The organism is Rhizobium sp. BK112 (assembly GCF_014193215.1).
GTDB lineage: Bacteria > Pseudomonadota > Alphaproteobacteria > Rhizobiales > Rhizobiaceae > Rhizobium > Rhizobium anhuiense.
Window position 1 is genome coordinate 51,437 of sequence record NZ_JACHYZ010000008.1, and the last position, 16,879, is coordinate 68,315.

The following is a 16,879-nucleotide window of genomic DNA, read 5'->3' on the forward strand; positions in this document are numbered from 1 at the left end:
GTCCTCCCGCAATCTTTCTTTCACGTTTTTTCCTTCCCCAACCCTCCCCACAAGGGGAGGGGTTAACCTGGCGGGCTCTCAACATTCTCGCCGCAGGGTCTCGTCCAAAAGAACGTTCGCTCATGGCGTGAGGCGAGCCTCAAGTTAAGTCCCTCCCCCTTGCGGGGAGGGGTTGGGGAGGGTCTTAATTCTCAGTGACGCCCACGCGTCTTCAGCCACGCTTCGGTCAGTTGCCGGAAGCGGCCGGCCATGTCGGCGATCGCCTCCTCGTCGTTTATTTCGCCCGAAAGCCAGGCGCGCGCCGGATCGGCAAAGATCGTCCGGCCAACGGCGAAGCCCTTGACGGAGGGAGCCGCCAGCGTCGCCTCGAAGCAGGAGATCAGCTCGTCGGCGGGCGCCTCGAGGCCCAAGAGCACGATACCGCGGCACCATGGATCATTTTTGGCGATCACCGCATCGATTTTCTTCCAGGCTTGGCTCGATGCCTGCGGCTCGAGTTTCCACCAGTCCGGCTTGATGCCGAGCGCATAAAGCTCTTCCAGCGCGGTCGCGATCGTATCGTCGGTGAGCGGCCCGTTCTTGCCGGCGATGATCTCCACCAGCAACTCGCGGCCGACCTTGCGGGCGGCCTCGAACAGCGTGCGCAGTTTCTCCTGCTGCTCCGTCTTCAGGTCAGCCGGATCATCGGGATGATAGAAGCACAGGCACTTGATGCAATGACCGAGCGGCCATTCCACAAGCTGCGAGCCGATATCCTGGCTGAATTCGAAGCGCAGCGGCTTCGAGCCCGGCAATTCCACCGGTCGGCCGATCCAGGAGAAATTCTTCGTTGCCGCGTCGAAGAAGGCGTCGCGGCCGAAACGTTCGTCGATCAGCATGCCGTAGCCGTCGCGGCCGTTCGACACCCGCGCCGCCGCCGCGACCGCCAGCCGCTTGAAGGCGCCGATCTTCTCATGGCCGACGCCGAGCTCATCGGCGACGCTGATGAGCTGCGAGCGGTGGTCGATCGCCAGCGCCATCAGAAGCGGGACTTCGCCGCGCCGGGTCGAGGCCCAGTGGATATGGTTGATCGCCTCGTCCTTGCGCAGTGCCCGGTGTTTGCTGCCGTTCGTCAGGAAGAAGTCGAGTTCCGCCCAGGTCGGATATTCCGGCGAGCAGAGCAGGCGGGAAACGGCGAAGGCGCCGCAGGCATTGGCCCAGGTGGCGCACGTCTTCAGCGGCTCGTCGCGCAGGAAGCCGCGCAGGAAGCCGGACATGAAGGCATCGCCGGCACCGAGCACGTTGAAGACTTCGATCGGGAAACCCTGGCCGACGATGCCGGCCTCGAGATCGTCGGCGATCGGCCCGTCATAGACGATGCAGCCCATCGCGCCGCGCTTCAGTACGATCGTTGCCGGCGACAGGCGGCGAATCTCCTTCAGCGCACCGAGCACGTCGTCGGCGCCGGAAGCGATCAGGATTTCCTCTTCTGTCCCGACGATGAGGTCGCAGTCCGGCAGCGTCTCCTTCATCTTCGAGGAGACCCGGTCGGATTTCACGTAGCGCTCGAAGCCTTCCGCATGGCCGGCAAGTCCCCACAGGTTCGGGCGGTAATCGATGTCGAAGATTACCTTGCGGCCGTTCGCCTTGGCGATACGGATCGCCTTGCGCTGCGCGGCCTCGGTATTCGGCCGCGAGAAATGCGTGCCGGAAACGAGAACGGCGCGCGACGATCTGATGAAATTTTCGTCGATATCGCCTTCATCGAGCGCCATATCGGCGCAGTCCGATCGATAGAAGATCATCGGCGAGACGCCCTCGGCCTCGACCGCAAGCAGCACCAGCGCCGTCAGCCGCTCCTTGTCGGTGATGATACCATCTGTGGCGACACCTTCGCGCGCCGACTGCTCGCGGATGAAGCGTCCCATCTGCTCGTCGCCGACGCGGGTGATGAGGCCGGATTTGAGGCCGAGCCGCGCCGTGCCGATGGCGATATTGGCCGGGCAGCCACCGACGGACTTGGCGAAGGAGGCGATATCCTCCAGCCGTGAACCGATCTGCTGACCGTAAAGATCGACCGAGGAACGGCCGATGGTGATCACATCAAGCGCCGGCTCCGGCTGCGAACCCGGATTCGATTGTACCATGATGTCCTCCCGCTAGATTTTGCGCGGCTTCCAGTGCCTGCGAATTTTCAATAATGAAACATTGGTTCCGATATTTTGTCAATTCGGAATGTTTATTCCATTTTGCCTTTTACAGGTTTTGACTGCTGCCGCTTGCGCCGCCGCTCGGCAATTGCAACCGGCAGTGCCATGGTGAGCGCCATTGAGGCCGAAAGCGAGCGGAAGCCGGCGAAATCGGCCTCCGCCACCTCGAACCAGTGCGTGGCACAGGCGGCAAGCGGCGAGAAAGCCGAATCGGTGATCGCGATAACGGGCACGCCGCGGTCGGCAAGTTCCTGGCTCTGGCTGAGGCTGTCGGCCGCATAGGGCGAGAAGCTCGCCGCGATCGCCGCATCCCTGGGTGTTGCAAACTGCACCATCTCCGGATCGACGCCGTTCGGCGAGGCGACGATCTGGTGGCGGATGTTGAGCTTGGAAAAAGCGTAGGTCATGTGCGCCGTCAGCGGGTAGGAGCGCCGTTTGGCGATCAGATAGATCGTCTCGGCGCCGGCAAGGATATTCACCGCTTTCGTGAAAGTATCGCTCTGCACTGTCGCCGCCAACCGGTTGACCGACTGGTTTGCCGCGGCAATGAAGCCGGAGAGCAGATTGGCGTCCTCATCGTCGCCGCTCGATTGCTCCAGCGTGACGAGCCGCTCTTCGTAACTCAGCGTCCGGTCGCGCAATCTTTCGCGAAAGATGCTCTGCAGGTCGGAAAAGCCTCCATACCCCAGATGATGCGCCAGGCGCACCAGCGTCGAGGGCTGGACGTCCGAGGCGGCCGCGATGCTCGCCGTCGTGCCGAAGGCGATTTCGTCGGGATTGCCGAGCGCGAAGGCTGCGACTTGAGCCAGCCGCTTCGGCATGTTCGCCTTGCGCTCGATGATGGTGCTGCGCAGGCTTTCAAAATCGCGCGGCACACGCGCGTGCCTCTTGGGATCGTTATCCATGCTTGCGGCTCACGAGATGAAACAAATATTCCATATTGTCGAACATAGACGATTTCAAACGACACGCCTAATTGTTTTTAATCGCCTGTAATTGAAGGCTTTTGGACAGTTGTGCGGGGAAGGGCGCGAGAAATGCCATGCGTAGGTCTCTTGTCAAAATGATCCAAATATTCCAAAAATCCGCGCGCAGCTCTGGAGGAGACGGAAATGAAGCCACTCGGCATCGGTTTGATCGGCACCGGTTATATGGGCAAATGCCATGCGCTGGCGTGGAATGCGGTGAAGACTGTGTTCGGCGATGTCGAGCGTCCGCGTCTCGTGCATCTGGCCGAAGCCAATGCCGGGCTTGCTGAGGCCCGTGCCGGTGAATTCGGCTTCGAGAAGGCGACGGCGGACTGGCGGGCGCTGATCGCCGACCCCGAGGTCGACGTCGTCTCCGTCACGACGCCCAATCAGTTCCACCCCGAGATGGCGATTGCAGCCCTCGAAGCCGGCAAGCATGTCTGGTGCGAAAAGCCGATGGCGCCGGCCTATGCCGATGCCGAGCGCATGCTGGAAACCGCAAAGCGGTCCGGCAAGGTCGCCGCCCTTGGTTACAATTACATCCAGAATCCCGTCATGCGGCATATCAGGACGCTGATCGGGGAGGGCGCCATCGGCACGGTCAACCACATCCGCGTCGAGATGGACGAGGACTTCATGGCCGATCCCGATGTCTTCTTTTATTGGAAGAGCGAGCTTTCCGCCGGCTACGGCGCCCTCGACGATTTCGCCGTGCATCCGCTATCGCTGCTTTGGTATCTCTTCGGCCATGTCGAGGCCGTCATAACGGATATGGTGAAACCCTATGCCGATCGCCCGCTGAGCGAAGGTGGTCGCCGTGCCGTCGAAAACCACGATGGCGCCAACGTGCTGATGCGGCTTGGCGGCGGCATCTCCGCCGTGTTGATGGCGAATCGCGCCGCCTGGGGCCGCAAGGGCCGTATCGCCCTGCAGATTTTCGGCTCGAAAGGCTCGATCGTCTACGACCAGGAGCGCATGAACGAATTCGAACTCTATCAGGCCGAGGGGCGCGGCTCGGAACAGGGCTTCCGCAAGATACTGGCGGCGCCCGCCCATCGGCCCTATGATCGCTTCATCCCGGCGCCCGGCCATGGCCTCGGCTTCAACGATCTGAAGATCATCGAATGCCGCGAGCTGATCCGGGCAATTTCAGGCGAGCCGTCGTCGATCGTGACATTCGAAGACGGTCTCAGGATAGAGAAGTCGGTGCATGCCATGGCACAGTCCTTCCACGAGCGCCGTTGGATCGAGATCGGCTGAATGTAAGAGGCCGCTTTCCGTTGACGGCGTATGAGGCCGCTGCATAATTCTTAAATCGGAATCGATTTGAAGAGTATGCGGCAAATTGAAAGTGCTACAGCGTCCTTTGCGCGTCTGAAGACGCGCGGCGCTGGAGGGGATAGCCTCGGCGCGAGTGTCGGGCGCAGCTTCAGGAGTGAGATCGTGACGGATAGACTGGTGATCATCGGCGCGGGACAGGCCGGTTTCGCATTGGCGGCCAAGCTGCGTGCGTTGAAGGACACGCGCCCGATCACCCTTATCGGCGCGGAGGACGTGGCGCCCTATCAGCGCCCGCCGCTTTCGAAGAAATACCTGCTCGGCGAAATGGCATTCGACCGTCTGCTGTTCCGCGCCGAGCACTGGTATGCCGACAACGATGTCGACCTTCGCCTTTCGACCTGGGCCGAGCAGATCAAGCCTGACACCAAGCAGGTTCTCCTGCAGGACGGCTCCGTTCTCGATTACGGCACGCTGGCGCTGGCCACCGGCTCGACGCCGCGCCGGCTGCCGGCCGCAATCGGCGGTGATCTCGAAGGTGTCTATGTCGCCCGCGACAAGCGCGATGCCGATCTGCTCGCCGAAGAGATGCGTCCCGGTCGCCGCGTCCTCATCATCGGTGGCGGTTATATCGGTCTCGAGGCGGCCGCCGTCGCCCGCCATCGCGGCCTTGAGGTGACCGTCATCGAGATGGCCGACCGTATCCTGCAGCGCGTCGCGGCGAAGGAGACCGCCGACATCATGCGCGGGATCCATGAAAGCCATGACGTGGTGATTCGGGAAAAGACAGGGCTCAAGCATCTGATCGGCACGGATGGCCGCGTCACCGGCGCCGCACTTTCCGACGGTTCGGTCATCGATATCGACTTCGCCGTCGTCGGCATCGGCGTCGCGCCGAACGACCAGCTCGCCAAGGAAGCCGGCCTCGAAGTCGCCAACGGCATTGTCGTCGACGAATTCGCCCGCACCTCCGATCCGTCGATCTTTGCCGCCGGCGATTGCGCCGCCCTTCCCTGGCAGGGCGGCCGCATCAGGCTCGAATCGGTGCAGAACGCCGTCGACCAGGCCGAAGCGGCGGCAGCGGTCATCGCCGGTGGCAGCGAGCCCTATGAGCCGAAGCCATGGTTCTGGTCCGATCAGTATGACGTCAAGCTGCAGATCGCCGGCTTCAATCTCGGTTATGATGAGACGCTGCTGCGCCCCGGCGCCCGCGAAGGCGCCCACTCCGTCTGGTACTTCAGGGATGGCCTGCTGATTGCCGTCGATGCGATAAACGACGCGAAAGCCTATGTGACCGGAAAGAAACTGCTGGAATCCGGGATCAATCCCGATAGATCGATTCTCGCCGACCCCTCTGCCGACCTCAAGAGCCTGCTCGGCTAAATCTGCACCTGTTGTCGCAGGGGATTGGCGCCGGCGGTAACGCCGTCCTGGATTCGCTGATCCTGCCGGAGGCCGGGCGGCAAGGCTCGGCGTCTTTCGCCAAGACAACGAAGCGCGATTAATTTCTTCTGATCACGGCAGGAAATGCCGTTCTGTTTGCGCAGCCAGCCGAAAGGCTGCCTGCTGTATTTCTTCTGGTGAAAATTCAAAAAACTCTTGCATTCACAGGCCGGTCACCATAGTTAGGCCGCACCGGAGAGGTGGCCGAGTGGTCGAAGGCGCTCCCCTGCTAAGGGAGTATACGTCAAAAGCGTATCGTGGGTTCGAATCCCATCTTCTCCGCCATTCCGATTTTCCAAGAGTCTGCCGCTCCTTAGTTCCTGGTCAGGAATCATATTCGCTTGGTCGATTACAGCGCCGCGCGTCTTTTCAGGCGGACAATGGATGCTGAAGCGACTTTGAGTCGCTGCGTAATTCCTTAAATCGGTTCCCGGTTTTATTGAATGATGCAGCGGGGCTTTGCGGCCACGCGACGGGAAGGTCTCTCCGCCTCGAGCGAGAGAATCGCTTTGCGGGAATCACTTCCCGCGCCCTGCATCGGCAGGTGACGAAAGCGGATTGGTGCACCTCCGGTTACGCTTCCCAGCGCTACGGTATCCCCGAATGAACCGGATTTTGTCAAAAAAGTGTCGCGAATGTGTCGCAAAGCGCATGTCCAATTCTTTGTCGATCAGAGCTAAGCAGCCGCAAAATCAGGGTTTTCTTAACAAAGCATAAAGGAAATCGGGGCTGGTTGCCCGACTTGTGTCCTTTCAGCAACAGAATGTCGGGAAGGCTCCCGCAAACCCCCCATCCGAGTAAGTTGGTGATTGCGTGACGGCTTCCGTCTTGTATTTTCAGCGTCGGAAGCAAGGGCGACTGATCGTCCACTTCTTGAAACACGGGGATGGGGCAGGGAACGCTGCTCAGCGAAAGATCCCAAACCCGATCGAAACTTTGAATTGGAGGTCATTTATGAACATCAAGAGCCTTCTTCTCGGCTCCGCTGCTGCTCTCGCAGTAGTTTCCGGTGCTCAGGCTGCTGACGCTATCGTTGCTGCCGAGCCGGAACCGGTTGAATACGTCCGCGTTTGCGACGCTTACGGCACCGGCTATTTCTACATCCCGGGCACTGAAACCTGCCTCAAGATCAACGGTTACGTCCGTTTCCAGGTTAACGTCGGCGAAGATATCGGCGGCGACTCTGACTGGGATGCCTTCAGCCGCGGTCAGGTTCAGTTCACGGCCAAGAGCGACACCGAATACGGTCCGCTGACCGGCGTCATCGTCATGCAGTTCAATGCTGACAATGCCTCCTCTCAGGGTGCCAAGCTCGACTCCGCTTACCTCGACATCGCCGGCTTCCGCGCTGGTCTGTTCTACAGCTGGTGGGACGATGGCCTCTCTGGCGAAACCGACGATATCGGCTCTCCGGTCACCCTGCATAACTCCATCCGTTATCAGTACGAAACCTCCGACTTCTACGCTGGCATCAGCGTCGATGAACTCGAAGACGGCTTCTACAAGACGGACGAAGAAGCCAACAACGTTGGTGTTGCAGTCGGTCTCGGCGGCAAGGCTGGCGCGTTCAGCTACCAGATCACTGCCGGCTACGACGTCGACAACGAAGAAGGTGCTGTCCGTGCAATGGGTACGGTTGACATCGGTCCCGGCACGCTCGGCCTCGCTGCCGTATACGCTACCGGCCCGAGCTCCTACTACACCAAGGCTGAATGGGCTGTTGCTGCCGAATACGCAATCAAGGCAACCGACAAGCTCAAGATCACCCCTGGCGTCCAGTACTACAGCGACTACTACGTTTCTGGCGACGACTTCGGCAACGGCGATGCCTGGAAGGCCGGTCTGACGGTTGATTACCAGATCGTCGACAACTTCTACGCCAAGGCTTCGGTTCAGTACCTCGATCCGGAAGATGCTGACGACTCCACGACGGGCTACTTCCGCCTGCAGCGTGCGTTCTAATCTGACCAGATTAGGCAATACGGAAAGCCCGGCTCTTGAGCCGGGCTTTCTGCTTTTGGTCACTGTCTCGATAGATGGAGATCAAAGCGCTTATCGGCAATTGGCGAGAAAAGCCTGAATCATTGCGGGGATGCTGCCGAGATGGAGGAGCGGTGCATGCCCTTGCTTCGCCGCGGTGTGCAGAACCAGTCCGGAATGGCGGCGTGCCATTTCGTCGGCCGTCTGCTTTGAGAGCAGCGACGTATTCTCGCCGCGGATCAACATGAGCGGCAACCGGCTCAGGCTTTCGAATTGCTCCCACAGATCGGGTAGCGGCTGGCTGAAATCGACCGATTTGAGTGCATCTGCGATCGCCGGATCGAAATCGGCGACCGGCCTTCCCCCGACGTCGCGATAAAGCGCAAGCGCCATCTCGCGCCAGTCTTCCCCCGCAAGTGCGGTAAACGACGCCCCATGATTTTCCTTCAATATATCGGCCGCCTCGCTCCACTCCGCCGGCTGCCTGCCATTGTTGAGGTAATCTCGGATTCGTGCCAGCCCTTCAGCTTCGATCACAGGCCCGATATCGTTGAGGATGACGGCTTCGAGGAGAGCCGGACGCGTCGCTGCGATCAGATGCAGGATCAGCCCGCCGCGCGATGTGCCGATGAAGATCGCCCGCTCGATGCCGACCGCCGCGCAGGCGGCCATGACGTCGCCGGCTTCGACGGCGAGATTGTAGTTCGCCTTATTCTCGTCCCATGCCGAGTTTCCCCGCCCGCGCGAATCGAGCGCGATGACCCTGCGCGGCGCTGTTCTGTCCCGGGAGAGAAGCAGCGCCAGCCGATGAAAATCCCGCGTATTGCGGGTCAGGCCGGGCAGGCAGATCACCGGCAGCCGTCCGCCTGTTAGGGCCTCGTCGGGCCGGTAGTCGCGGGCATAAAGCCTCAGCCCGTCGGAAGATGTGTAAAACCGTTCCTGGAAATCACCTGCGTAAGTATCCGGCATCGCATCCCCTCGAGATCTGTTGATCCCGAAGATGTAGCCTGCTTTGCGAGCCGCACCAAACGGCTTCAGGAGGCGCTGCGTCCGCCGATCAGGTCGCGTTCGATATCGGTCGGCTGGCCAAGGCGGGCCTTGTAGACTTCGTAATTCTCCATCACCCGCTGCACGTAGTTGCGCGTTTCGGGGAAGGGGATGCGCTCGATCCAGTCGACGATCTCGTCGATCGGCCTGCCGCGCGGATCGCCGTAGCGGCCGATCCATTCCGGCACCCGCTTCGGCCCGGCATTGTAGGCAATGAAGGTGAGGATATAGGAGCCGCCAAAGGCGTCGATCTGCTCGCCGAGATAATGCGCGCCGAGCGTCGCGTTATAGCCGGCATCGGCCGTCAGCTTGTCTTTGGAATAGGTAATATTGTGGCGCTTGGCCACCGCCTGGGCTGTTCCCGGCAGAAGCTGCAGCAGGCCGCGCGCATTCGCCGCCGAAACGGCGGCCGGGTTGAAGGCGCTTTCCTGCCGGGCGATGGCATAGGCGAGTGCCTTGCCGGAGCCTGATATATTGGCGTTCGCTGGGATCACGCCGACCGGAAAGGCCAGCGCTGCGACATCGATGCCGCGCCCGTAAGCGATCTTGCCGATCTGCAGCGAGAGATGATGATCGCCGGATTGCTCGGCCTTTGCTGCAAGGACGGCCAACTCACCGGGGCTCTGCAGCTGATCGGCGAGCGCGAGATAGAGAATATCGGCCCGCCATCCATGGCCTGCGGCTTCCAGCCGGGCGATCGCCTGCACGGCTTCGCGCGCCTGGAAGCGTTGCCGGTCGGCCGTGCTCGGAGAGGGATAGGCGACGTTCAGCGTCTTTCGCCCCAGCCGTTCGGCCGCGAGTTGACCGTAGAAGGTGCCGGGAAAATTCGCGGCTTTCGTATAGAATTCACTGGATTGGCCGGGGCCGCCGGCCTCCGCTGCCCGGCCCAGCCAATACCAGGCGCGTGAAACCGAGATCGGCCCGTTTGATGTCTGGAGGATCTTGCGGAAGTGTCTTTCCGCCGTTGTCGGGTCCTGCAGGCCGCGAAGCGCGTACCATCCGGCATGGAACTCGGCCTCGACGATATCCGTCGGGCTTGTTGCGGCGTAGTTTGCGACGATGCGATAGGCGGGCTTGAATTGCCCCTGGTCGACCAGGCCGCGGCTGATGATCCGCTGCTCGTTCCACCACTCGCCGGAATTGACGAGTTCGCTGCGCTCGGGTGGCATCTGCTCCAGCAGCGCTGCCGCTTCGGCATATTTGTCCTGCTTGCGCAGATATTCGATCCGGGCAAACAGCAGGCCGGCATCGCCGCGCCATCTCGCATCGACGGCGTTAAGCAGGGCGCCGGCATTGGCTGCTTTGGCGTCGACGGCAGCCCAGGCCTTGTAGAGCGACTGCGCCTGGCCCATGTCGCCGAAGCGCTTGGCCTGCGCCACCCGGCCGCGATACATCAGATAGTCCATCCGCGCCTTATGGTCGGCAGGCGTCAGCAGCGCGGAAAACTCGATGAGGATCTTGTCCTCCGTCGCCTTGTCGAGAGCCTCTCCACGCCAGACCTTGCGGATATATTTTGCTGCCTGCGCCTGCTTGCCTGTCGCAACCAGCGCCCGGCCGAGGATGACGGCGCCCTGCATCGTCTCAGGCGCAGTATCGCCGAAGGCGGCGAGCACGGCGGAAGGGGCGGGATTTTCGTCATAGAGCGCGCGCTCGGAATAGGCGCGCAGCCGCGAAAGACCCGGCCAACCCTTGAGCTCCTGCGCGGCGCTGGCGATTTCATAGGAGGGAACGCCCTTCAATCCAGAAACGGCGATCGCCCAGGTGAGGATATGGCGGTCAAGCGTATCGTCGCGCATGCTGTCGCGGATCGAAAGCGCCAGCTGCGGGTCCTTGTCGGAAAGCGCGTCGAGGCCGGTTTTCAGGTCGCTGTTGACAGGCGCCACTGCCGGATTGCGCGGGATGGCGCCTGTTGTGATCGCCTCCGGTATGGATGTCTCGGGGATGAAGCCGAGCGGCTTGACATCAGGCATGGCAGCGCTCTCGCCGGGAAGCGGCGACGCAACGCTGCCCCACGCGGCGGCAATGAAGCCGAAGGCGGACAGAATCAGGACAGCTTTCTTCATCCGGGATCTCGCACCGAAAACACGCCCTGCCATTAGGCTAGAGGCATCTTAACGAAACCTTACCGTACCAGGTAAAATTCATTCACATCTGCTATCGGAATTTGCCCTAAACCGAACTCTCCGCGCTTGTCGCGATGATTTCGGCGCTCTATGGTGCGCAACTCTTATTCATGGAATGCGGCCGAAGCAAGGATTTGGTCGTGAGGAGCTTTGCATGTTCAATGGGTCCATTCCCGCCCTCGTCACCCCCTTCACCGACGCCGGACTGATCGACGAAGATAGTTTCGCCGCTCATGTCGACTGGCAGATCAAGGAAGGCAGCGCCGGTCTCGTTCCGGTCGGCACGACGGGCGAATCCCCGACGCTGTCGCATGCCGAACACAAGCGGGTCGTGGAACTTTGCATCGAGGTTGCCGCAAAACGCGTCCCCGTCATGGCCGGCGCCGGCTCGAACAATACGCGAGAGGCGATCGAGCTTGCCCAGCATGCCGAAAAGGTCGGTGCGAACGCCGTTCTGGTCGTCACTCCCTATTACAACAAGCCGACGCAGAAGGGTTTGATCGCGCATTTTTCGGCGATCGCCGAGGCCGTCGATCTGCCGATCTATATCTATAACATCCCCGGCCGCTCGGTGGTCGACATGACGCCGGAAACGATGGGGGCGCTCGCCAAGGCGCACAGCAATATCGTCGGCGTCAAGGATGCAACGGGTAAGATCGAGCGCGTCTCCGAACAGCGCATCACCTGCGGCACGGATTTCCGGCAACTGTCCGGCGAGGATGCGACGGCGCTCGGCTTCAACGCCCATGGCGGTGTCGGCTGTATTTCGGTAACGGCCAATGTCGCCCCGCGGCTCTGCGCCGAGTTCCAGGCGGCGACGCTCGCAGGCGATTATGCCCGCGCCCTGGAATATCAGGATCGGCTGATGCCGCTGCACAAGGCGATCTTCCTCGAGCCGGGTCTTTGCGGCGCCAAATACGGGCTCTCCAGGCTTGGCCGCATGAGCCGCAACGTCCGCTCGCCGCTGCTTTCGACGCTGGAGCCGGCCACGGAAACGGCGATCGACGCCGCGCTGCGCCATGCCGGCCTGCTGAACTGAAAAGACCGGCCATCTTCACAAGGCCGGGTCGCTCCCTTACATAAAGGGCAAGCCCTCAGATAGAGGTCGGGAATGAGGGCGCGGCTTTTCGCGCTCTAAATGAATGGAATGTCGTCATGGCCCCCAAAGGCAGCCAGCGCGTGGTGAACAAGGTCGTGGCCGAAAACCGCAAGGCCCGCTTCAACTACGAGATCATCGATACCTACGAGGCCGGCCTCGTGCTGATGGGCACGGAGGTCAAATCGCTGCGCGAGGGCAAGGCCAATATCGCCGAATCCTATGCCTCGGATGAGGGGGGCGAGATCTGGCTGATCAATTCCTATCTGCCGGAATATCTGCAGGCCAACCGCTTCAATCACGAACCGCGCCGACGCCGCAAGCTGCTGCTGTCGGGCCGTGAGATTCATCGCCTGCGTTCTGCCGTCAACCGTGAAGGCATGACGCTGATCCCGCTGAAGATCTATTTCAACGATCGCGGTCGGGCGAAGATGGAACTGGCGCTCGCCAAGGGTAAAAAATTGCATGACAAGCGCGAGTCGGAGAAAGAACGCGATTGGAACCGGCAGAAGAGCCGCCTGCTGAAGGACAATGGCTGATCTAAGATCGGCCGCTGTCGTTCAGCACGCATGCCAAAGCATGGCGATGCGCGAAGGCAGCTGCCGTGCCGCTGAGCTTCGCAGCTCCGCTTCGAGATGGTGGAGAGATCACTCCTCGAAATCGCTGGCCGGGACGACTTCGACCGGACGTGGCGCCCGCTCGGAAGGATCACGACCGATTTCAGCCTTCAAAGACAAGAGATCGATGAAATGATCGGCCTGCCGACGCAGGTCGTCGGCGATCATCGGCGGCTGCGTCGCCATGGTTGAGATCACCGAGACCTTGCGGCCTCTGCGCTGCAGCGCCTCGACCAGATTGGTGAAATCACCGTCGCCGGAGAAGATGACAAGATGATCGACCGTTTCGGACTGTTCCATGGCGTCGATCGCAAGCTCGATGTCCATGTTGCCCTTGATCTTTCGGCGACCCATGGAATCTGTGAATTCCTTGGCGGGCTTGGTGACGACTTTGTAGCCGTTGTAGTCGAGCCAGTCGATCAGCGGCCGGATCGATGAATATTCCTGATCCTCGATCAGAGCGGTATAATAATAAGCGCGCAGCAGATAACCGCGTTTCTGGAATGCTTTCAACAGTTTGCGGTAATCTATGTCGAAGCCGAGGCTCTTGGATGCAGCGTAGAGGTTGGCGCCGTCAATGAAGAGTGCAATTTTTTCGCGTGGGTCAAACATCGCTTACCAATCCAATGAGAGCAATCGAAATCCGCAGGTGACAAACTTCAATAAAAACAATACCTTGCGTTTCTATTTCGCTTTGATCCTTACTTTATGAATTATTCATATATGAAAGATTTAGGGCACGATTCGGCATATTCCAAGCAACCTTCGGTGGAATTATGACATTCTCCATGGAAATTTAGCTCAGTCGCGGATAAAGACGAGGGGCGCCGGAATGAAAAACTTGTATTTGCCCGGTTTTAATTGTATCGGGCGTGCTAATCCCGAAATGACGACCGCAAAGGACAGGCAATGGCCCGTGTCACAGTTGAAGATTGCATCGACAAGGTGGAGAACCGCTTCGAGCTGGTTCTGCTCGCCAGCCACCGCGCCCGGCTGATTTCCCAGGGTGCCTCGATCACCATCGATCGCGACAATGACAAGAATCCTGTCGTGGCCCTGCGCGAAATCGCCGACGAGACGCTTTCACCCGATGACCTCAAGGAAGATCTGATCCATTCGCTGCAGAAGCATGTCGAAGTCGACGAGCCCGAGCCCGATCCGGCAAGCATGATCGCCGCCGGCGGCGTCGCCGCAGCCGACAGCGAGGAGCAGGACGACCTGCCGGAGACGATCACTTTCGACCAGATGTCGGAAGAAGAGCTGCTAGCCGGCATCGAAGGCCTGGTGCCGCCGGAAAAGAGCGACGACTACTAAGCGCATAGGCCGGATCCCGGTCACATCGGTCAGATGTGATACCGAAACAGCTTCATGCGATGCAAAAGAGCGATGATTACCAATCGTCAATCTTGCGCCTTTATTGCTTAGGCATATTATTGCCCATGTGTGCGCCAATCGTTGATTGGCGCGCTTTTATTTTTATCGGAGTGGCTTTGGAATGATGCGGCAGTACGAGCTCGTGGAGCGGGTTCAGCAATACAAGCCCGATGCCAATGAAGCACTGCTGAACAAAGCCTATGTCTACGCCATGCAGAAGCATGGCCAGCAAAAGCGCGCGAGCGGCGATCCCTATATTTCTCATCCGCTCGAAGTCGCCGCCATCCTCACCGACATGCACCTCGATGAATCGACGATCGCGGTTGCCCTTCTGCACGACACGATCGAGGATACGACGGCGACGCGCGCCGAGATCGACGAACTGTTCGGCGAGGATATCGGCCGCCTGGTCGAGGGGCTGACGAAGATCAAGAAGCTCGATCTCGTCACCAAGAAGGCCAAGCAGGCGGAAAACCTGCGCAAGCTGCTGCTCGCCATATCCGATGATGTGCGTGTGCTGCTCGTCAAGCTTGCCGATCGCCTGCACAATATGCGCACCCTCGATCACATGTCGGCCGACAAGCGCGCCCGCATCTCCGAGGAGACGATGGAAATCTATGCGCCGCTGGCCGGCCGCATGGGCATGCAGGACATGCGTGAGGAACTCGAGGAACTCTCCTTCCGGCATATGAACCCGGAAGCCTACGAGACCGTCACCAAAAGGCTGGAAGAGCTTTCGAAGCGCAACGAGGGCATCGTCAAGAAGATCGAGGCCGAACTGCGCGACCTGCTGGTCGCAAGCGGGTTGACGAGCGCCTATGTCAAGGGCCGACAGAAGAAGCCCTATTCGGTCTTTCGCAAGATGCAGTCGAAGTCTCTTTCCTTCGAGCAGCTTTCCGATGTCTACGGCTTCCGCCTGATCGTCGAGGACATCCCGTCCTGCTATCGGGCGCTCGGCATCGTCCACACGCGCTGGCGCGTCGTGCCCGGCCGCTTCAAGGACTATATTTCGACGCCAAAGCAGAATGATTACCGGTCGCTGCACACCACCATCGTCGGTCCGTCCAGCCAGCGCATCGAACTGCAGATCCGCACCAAGCGCATGCACGAAATCGCCGAATTCGGCATCGCCGCCCACGCGCTTTACAAGGACGGCGCCACCAATGCCGACGGCGACATCCTTTCGCGCGAATCCAACGCCTATTCCTGGCTGCGCCATACGATCGAGGCGCTCGCCGAGGGCGACAGCCCGGAAGAATTCCTCGAACACACCAAGCTTGAGCTCTTCCAGGATCAGGTCTTCTGCTTCACGCCGAAGGGCAAGCTGATTGCCCTGCCGCGTGGCGCCACCCCGATCGATTTCGCCTATGCGGTGCACACCAATATCGGCGACACCACGGTGGGCGCCAAGATCAACGGCCGTATCATGCCGCTGGTGACGCGGCTTGCCAATGGCGACGAGGTCGAGATCATCCGCTCCGGCGTGCAGGTTCCGCCCGCCGCCTGGGAAGAGATCGTCGTGACCGGCAAGGCGCGCGCCGCCATCCGCCGCGCCACCCGCATGGCGATCCGCAAGCAATATGCCGGCCTCGGTCACCGCATTCTCGAGCGTACCTTCGACAGGGCCGGCAAGATCTTCTCGCGCGAGGCGATGAAGCCGGCGCTACACCGTCTCGGCCAAAAGGATGTCGAGGATGCGATTGCCGCCGTCGGCCGTGGCGAGATGTCCTCGCTCGATGTGCTGCGCGCCGTCTATCCCGATCATCAGGACGAGCGCGTCACCGTGAAACCATCAGGCGACGACGGCTGGTTCAACGTGCGCAGTGCGGCCGGCATGATCTTCAAGATCCCCGGCAAGACCAAGGCCGGGCCCGACGGCGGCCATTCGGAAGTCGACACGCATGCCGATATCGGTCCGATCCGCGGTCTGTCCGGCAATGTCGACGTCAAGTTCGCGCCGACTGGTGCCGTGCCTGGCGATCGCATCGTCGGCATCATGGACCAGGGCAACGGCATCACCATCTATCCGATCCAGTCGCCGAGCCTGCAGCGCTTCGACGATCAGCCCGACCGCTGGATCGACGTCCGCTGGGATCTCGACGAAGCCAACAAGTCGCGTTTCATGGCGCGCATCATGGTCAATGGGTTGAATGAGCCCGGCACGCTCGCCAAGGTCGCCCAGACGGTCGCAGGCCTCGACGTCAATATTCGCCTTCTGAACACGGTGCGGGTGGCGGCCGATTTCACCGAAATGATGCTCGAGGTCGAGGTCTGGGACTTGCGCCAGCTCAATCAGCTGCTCGCCCAGATGAAGGAACTGGATTGCATCGCCACCGTTCGGCGGCTTTACGAGTAAGCTTTTGTTAAGCCTGTCAGTGGGCTGGGCGAGAGATTGCATATTTTATGATCGTTTTGTGCGCAATGTGGAGCACCAAAAAGGCAAGCAATGCATTAGGCGCATGGCTGTCTCCATGTTGCGGCTGTAGTAATTAACCTGCGCCGGGCCTATCTTCTGATCATCGAAACGCAAACAGAAGATGAGACAAGATAATGTTTGACCCTATCAGGAAAATCGCTCGTGCCTTCCGCGCTCAGACCACGCAGGAACGTGAAATGGCATATCTCAATGGCTCGCTCGATCGTATCGATCTCGAGTTTCGTCAGCGCCAGGTCGACCGCGGTCTATTCCGCAATCGCTAATACTGAGCTTTATACTTGAGGCGAGTGAGGGACGTTTTGCATAACGGACGCCCCTCGGCTGAAG

13 protein-coding genes and 1 tRNA gene are annotated in these 16,879 nt (G+C 60.4%); 9 read left to right on the top strand and 5 right to left on the bottom strand.

Translation table 11 applies throughout. The annotated features are described in order from the left end of the window. Positions 1-191: 191 nt before the first annotated feature. Positions 192-2,126, bottom strand: a complete 1,935-nt coding sequence (iolC, locus tag FHT75_RS21455; protein WP_047616224.1) for a bifunctional 5-dehydro-2-deoxygluconokinase/5-dehydro-2-deoxyphosphogluconate aldolase — start codon at positions 2,124-2,126, stop codon at positions 192-194. Between the two features lie 92 nt (positions 2,127-2,218). Continuing rightward, complete coding sequence (locus tag FHT75_RS21460; RefSeq protein WP_028758255.1) at positions 2,219-3,094, bottom strand: MurR/RpiR family transcriptional regulator; 876 nt, start codon at positions 3,092-3,094, stop codon at positions 2,219-2,221. 207 nt (positions 3,095-3,301) lie between these two features. On the opposite strand from FHT75_RS21460, the gene FHT75_RS21465 reads away from it, so the two are divergent. The 4 genes from FHT75_RS21465 (at position 3,302) to FHT75_RS21480 (ending at position 7,840) form a co-directional block, all read left to right on the top strand. Further along, complete coding sequence (locus tag FHT75_RS21465; protein WP_028758254.1) at positions 3,302-4,417, top strand: Gfo/Idh/MocA family protein; 1,116 nt, start codon at positions 3,302-3,304, stop codon at positions 4,415-4,417. A gap of 183 nt (positions 4,418-4,600) precedes the next feature. Further along, a complete protein-coding gene (locus FHT75_RS21470) occupies positions 4,601-5,818 on the top strand; it encodes an NAD(P)/FAD-dependent oxidoreductase (RefSeq protein ID WP_097595014.1) in 1,218 nt (405 codons plus the stop codon). A gap of 254 nt (positions 5,819-6,072) precedes the next feature. Further along, positions 6,073-6,163 (top strand) — tRNA-Ser (locus FHT75_RS21475). Between the two features lie 669 nt (positions 6,164-6,832). Continuing rightward, positions 6,833-7,840, top strand: a complete 1,008-nt coding sequence (locus tag FHT75_RS21480; protein ID WP_183845217.1) for a porin — start codon at positions 6,833-6,835, stop codon at positions 7,838-7,840. Positions 7,841-7,930: 90 nt separating this feature from the next. On the opposite strand, the gene FHT75_RS21485 is transcribed toward FHT75_RS21480, so the two are convergent. Together FHT75_RS21485 and FHT75_RS21490 are read right to left on the bottom strand one after the other, a co-directional pair. After that, positions 7,931-8,827 (bottom strand): alpha/beta fold hydrolase, encoded by an 897-nt coding sequence (locus FHT75_RS21485; RefSeq protein ID WP_097542963.1) that lies wholly within the window; start codon positions 8,825-8,827, stop codon positions 7,931-7,933. Positions 8,828-8,892: 65 nt separating this feature from the next. Further along, positions 8,893-10,968, bottom strand: a complete 2,076-nt coding sequence (locus FHT75_RS21490) for a lytic transglycosylase domain-containing protein (protein ID WP_028758249.1) — start codon at positions 10,966-10,968, stop codon at positions 8,893-8,895. Positions 10,969-11,182: 214 nt separating this feature from the next. Between FHT75_RS21490 and dapA the strand changes: the two genes are divergently transcribed. Together dapA and smpB are read left to right on the top strand one after the other, a co-directional pair. Continuing rightward, positions 11,183-12,067 carry a 4-hydroxy-tetrahydrodipicolinate synthase gene (gene dapA, locus FHT75_RS21495; protein WP_028758248.1) on the top strand — a complete coding sequence of 295 codons (885 nt, stop codon included), beginning with the start codon at positions 11,183-11,185 and terminating at the stop codon, positions 12,065-12,067. A 116-nt stretch (positions 12,068-12,183) separates the two neighbouring features. Further along, on the top strand, positions 12,184-12,663 hold the full coding sequence (gene smpB / locus FHT75_RS21500) for an SsrA-binding protein SmpB (RefSeq protein WP_012557117.1): 480 nt from the start codon (positions 12,184-12,186) through the stop codon (positions 12,661-12,663). Between the two features lie 108 nt (positions 12,664-12,771). Here the strand turns inward: smpB and FHT75_RS21505 are convergent, their stop codons facing one another. Beyond that, on the bottom strand, positions 12,772-13,353 hold the full coding sequence (locus FHT75_RS21505) for an NYN domain-containing protein (RefSeq protein WP_028758247.1): 582 nt from the start codon (positions 13,351-13,353) through the stop codon (positions 12,772-12,774). A 297-nt stretch (positions 13,354-13,650) separates the two neighbouring features. Between FHT75_RS21505 and rpoZ the strand changes: the two genes are divergently transcribed. The 3 genes from rpoZ to FHT75_RS21520 all read left to right on the top strand — a co-directional run bounded on the left by rpoZ (position 13,651) and on the right by FHT75_RS21520 (position 16,815). Then, the gene (rpoZ, locus tag FHT75_RS21510; protein ID WP_003574261.1) at positions 13,651-14,055 is read left to right on the top strand and encodes a DNA-directed RNA polymerase subunit omega; all 405 of its coding nucleotides are present in this window, start codon (positions 13,651-13,653) and stop codon (positions 14,053-14,055) included. Between the two features lie 181 nt (positions 14,056-14,236). Next, positions 14,237-16,471, top strand: a complete 2,235-nt coding sequence (locus FHT75_RS21515) for a RelA/SpoT family protein (RefSeq protein ID WP_047616251.1) — start codon at positions 14,237-14,239, stop codon at positions 16,469-16,471. A gap of 194 nt (positions 16,472-16,665) precedes the next feature. After that, positions 16,666-16,815 (top strand): DUF3563 family protein, encoded by a 150-nt coding sequence (locus tag FHT75_RS21520; protein ID WP_080759973.1) that lies wholly within the window; start codon positions 16,666-16,668, stop codon positions 16,813-16,815. The last annotated feature ends 64 nt before the right edge of the window (positions 16,816-16,879 follow it).

What these genes read in the sequence shown, in the direction of transcription:
- rpoZ (WP_003574261.1), top strand. Translation starts at nt 13,651, where the DNA reads ATGGCCCGTGTCACAGTTGAAGATTGCATCGACAAGGTGGAGAACCGC.
- FHT75_RS21490 (WP_028758249.1), bottom strand. Translation starts at nt 10,968, where the DNA reads ATGAAGAAAGCTGTCCTGATTCTGTCCGCCTTCGGCTTCATTGCCGCC.
- smpB (WP_012557117.1), top strand. Translation starts at nt 12,184, where the DNA reads ATGGCCCCCAAAGGCAGCCAGCGCGTGGTGAACAAGGTCGTGGCCGAA.
- FHT75_RS21460 (WP_028758255.1), bottom strand. Translation starts at nt 3,094, where the DNA reads ATGGATAACGATCCCAAGAGGCACGCGCGTGTGCCGCGCGATTTTGAA.
- FHT75_RS21505 (WP_028758247.1), bottom strand. Translation starts at nt 13,353, where the DNA reads ATGTTTGACCCACGCGAAAAAATTGCACTCTTCATTGACGGCGCCAAC.
- FHT75_RS21480 (WP_183845217.1), top strand. Translation starts at nt 6,833, where the DNA reads ATGAACATCAAGAGCCTTCTTCTCGGCTCCGCTGCTGCTCTCGCAGTA.
- FHT75_RS21485 (WP_097542963.1), bottom strand. Translation starts at nt 8,827, where the DNA reads ATGCCGGATACTTACGCAGGTGATTTCCAGGAACGGTTTTACACATCT.
- FHT75_RS21520 (WP_080759973.1), top strand. Translation starts at nt 16,666, where the DNA reads ATGTTTGACCCTATCAGGAAAATCGCTCGTGCCTTCCGCGCTCAGACC.
- iolC (WP_047616224.1), bottom strand. Translation starts at nt 2,126, where the DNA reads ATGGTACAATCGAATCCGGGTTCGCAGCCGGAGCCGGCGCTTGATGTG.
- FHT75_RS21465 (WP_028758254.1), top strand. Translation starts at nt 3,302, where the DNA reads ATGAAGCCACTCGGCATCGGTTTGATCGGCACCGGTTATATGGGCAAA.
- FHT75_RS21515 (WP_047616251.1), top strand. Translation starts at nt 14,237, where the DNA reads ATGATGCGGCAGTACGAGCTCGTGGAGCGGGTTCAGCAATACAAGCCC.
- dapA (WP_028758248.1), top strand. Translation starts at nt 11,183, where the DNA reads ATGTTCAATGGGTCCATTCCCGCCCTCGTCACCCCCTTCACCGACGCC.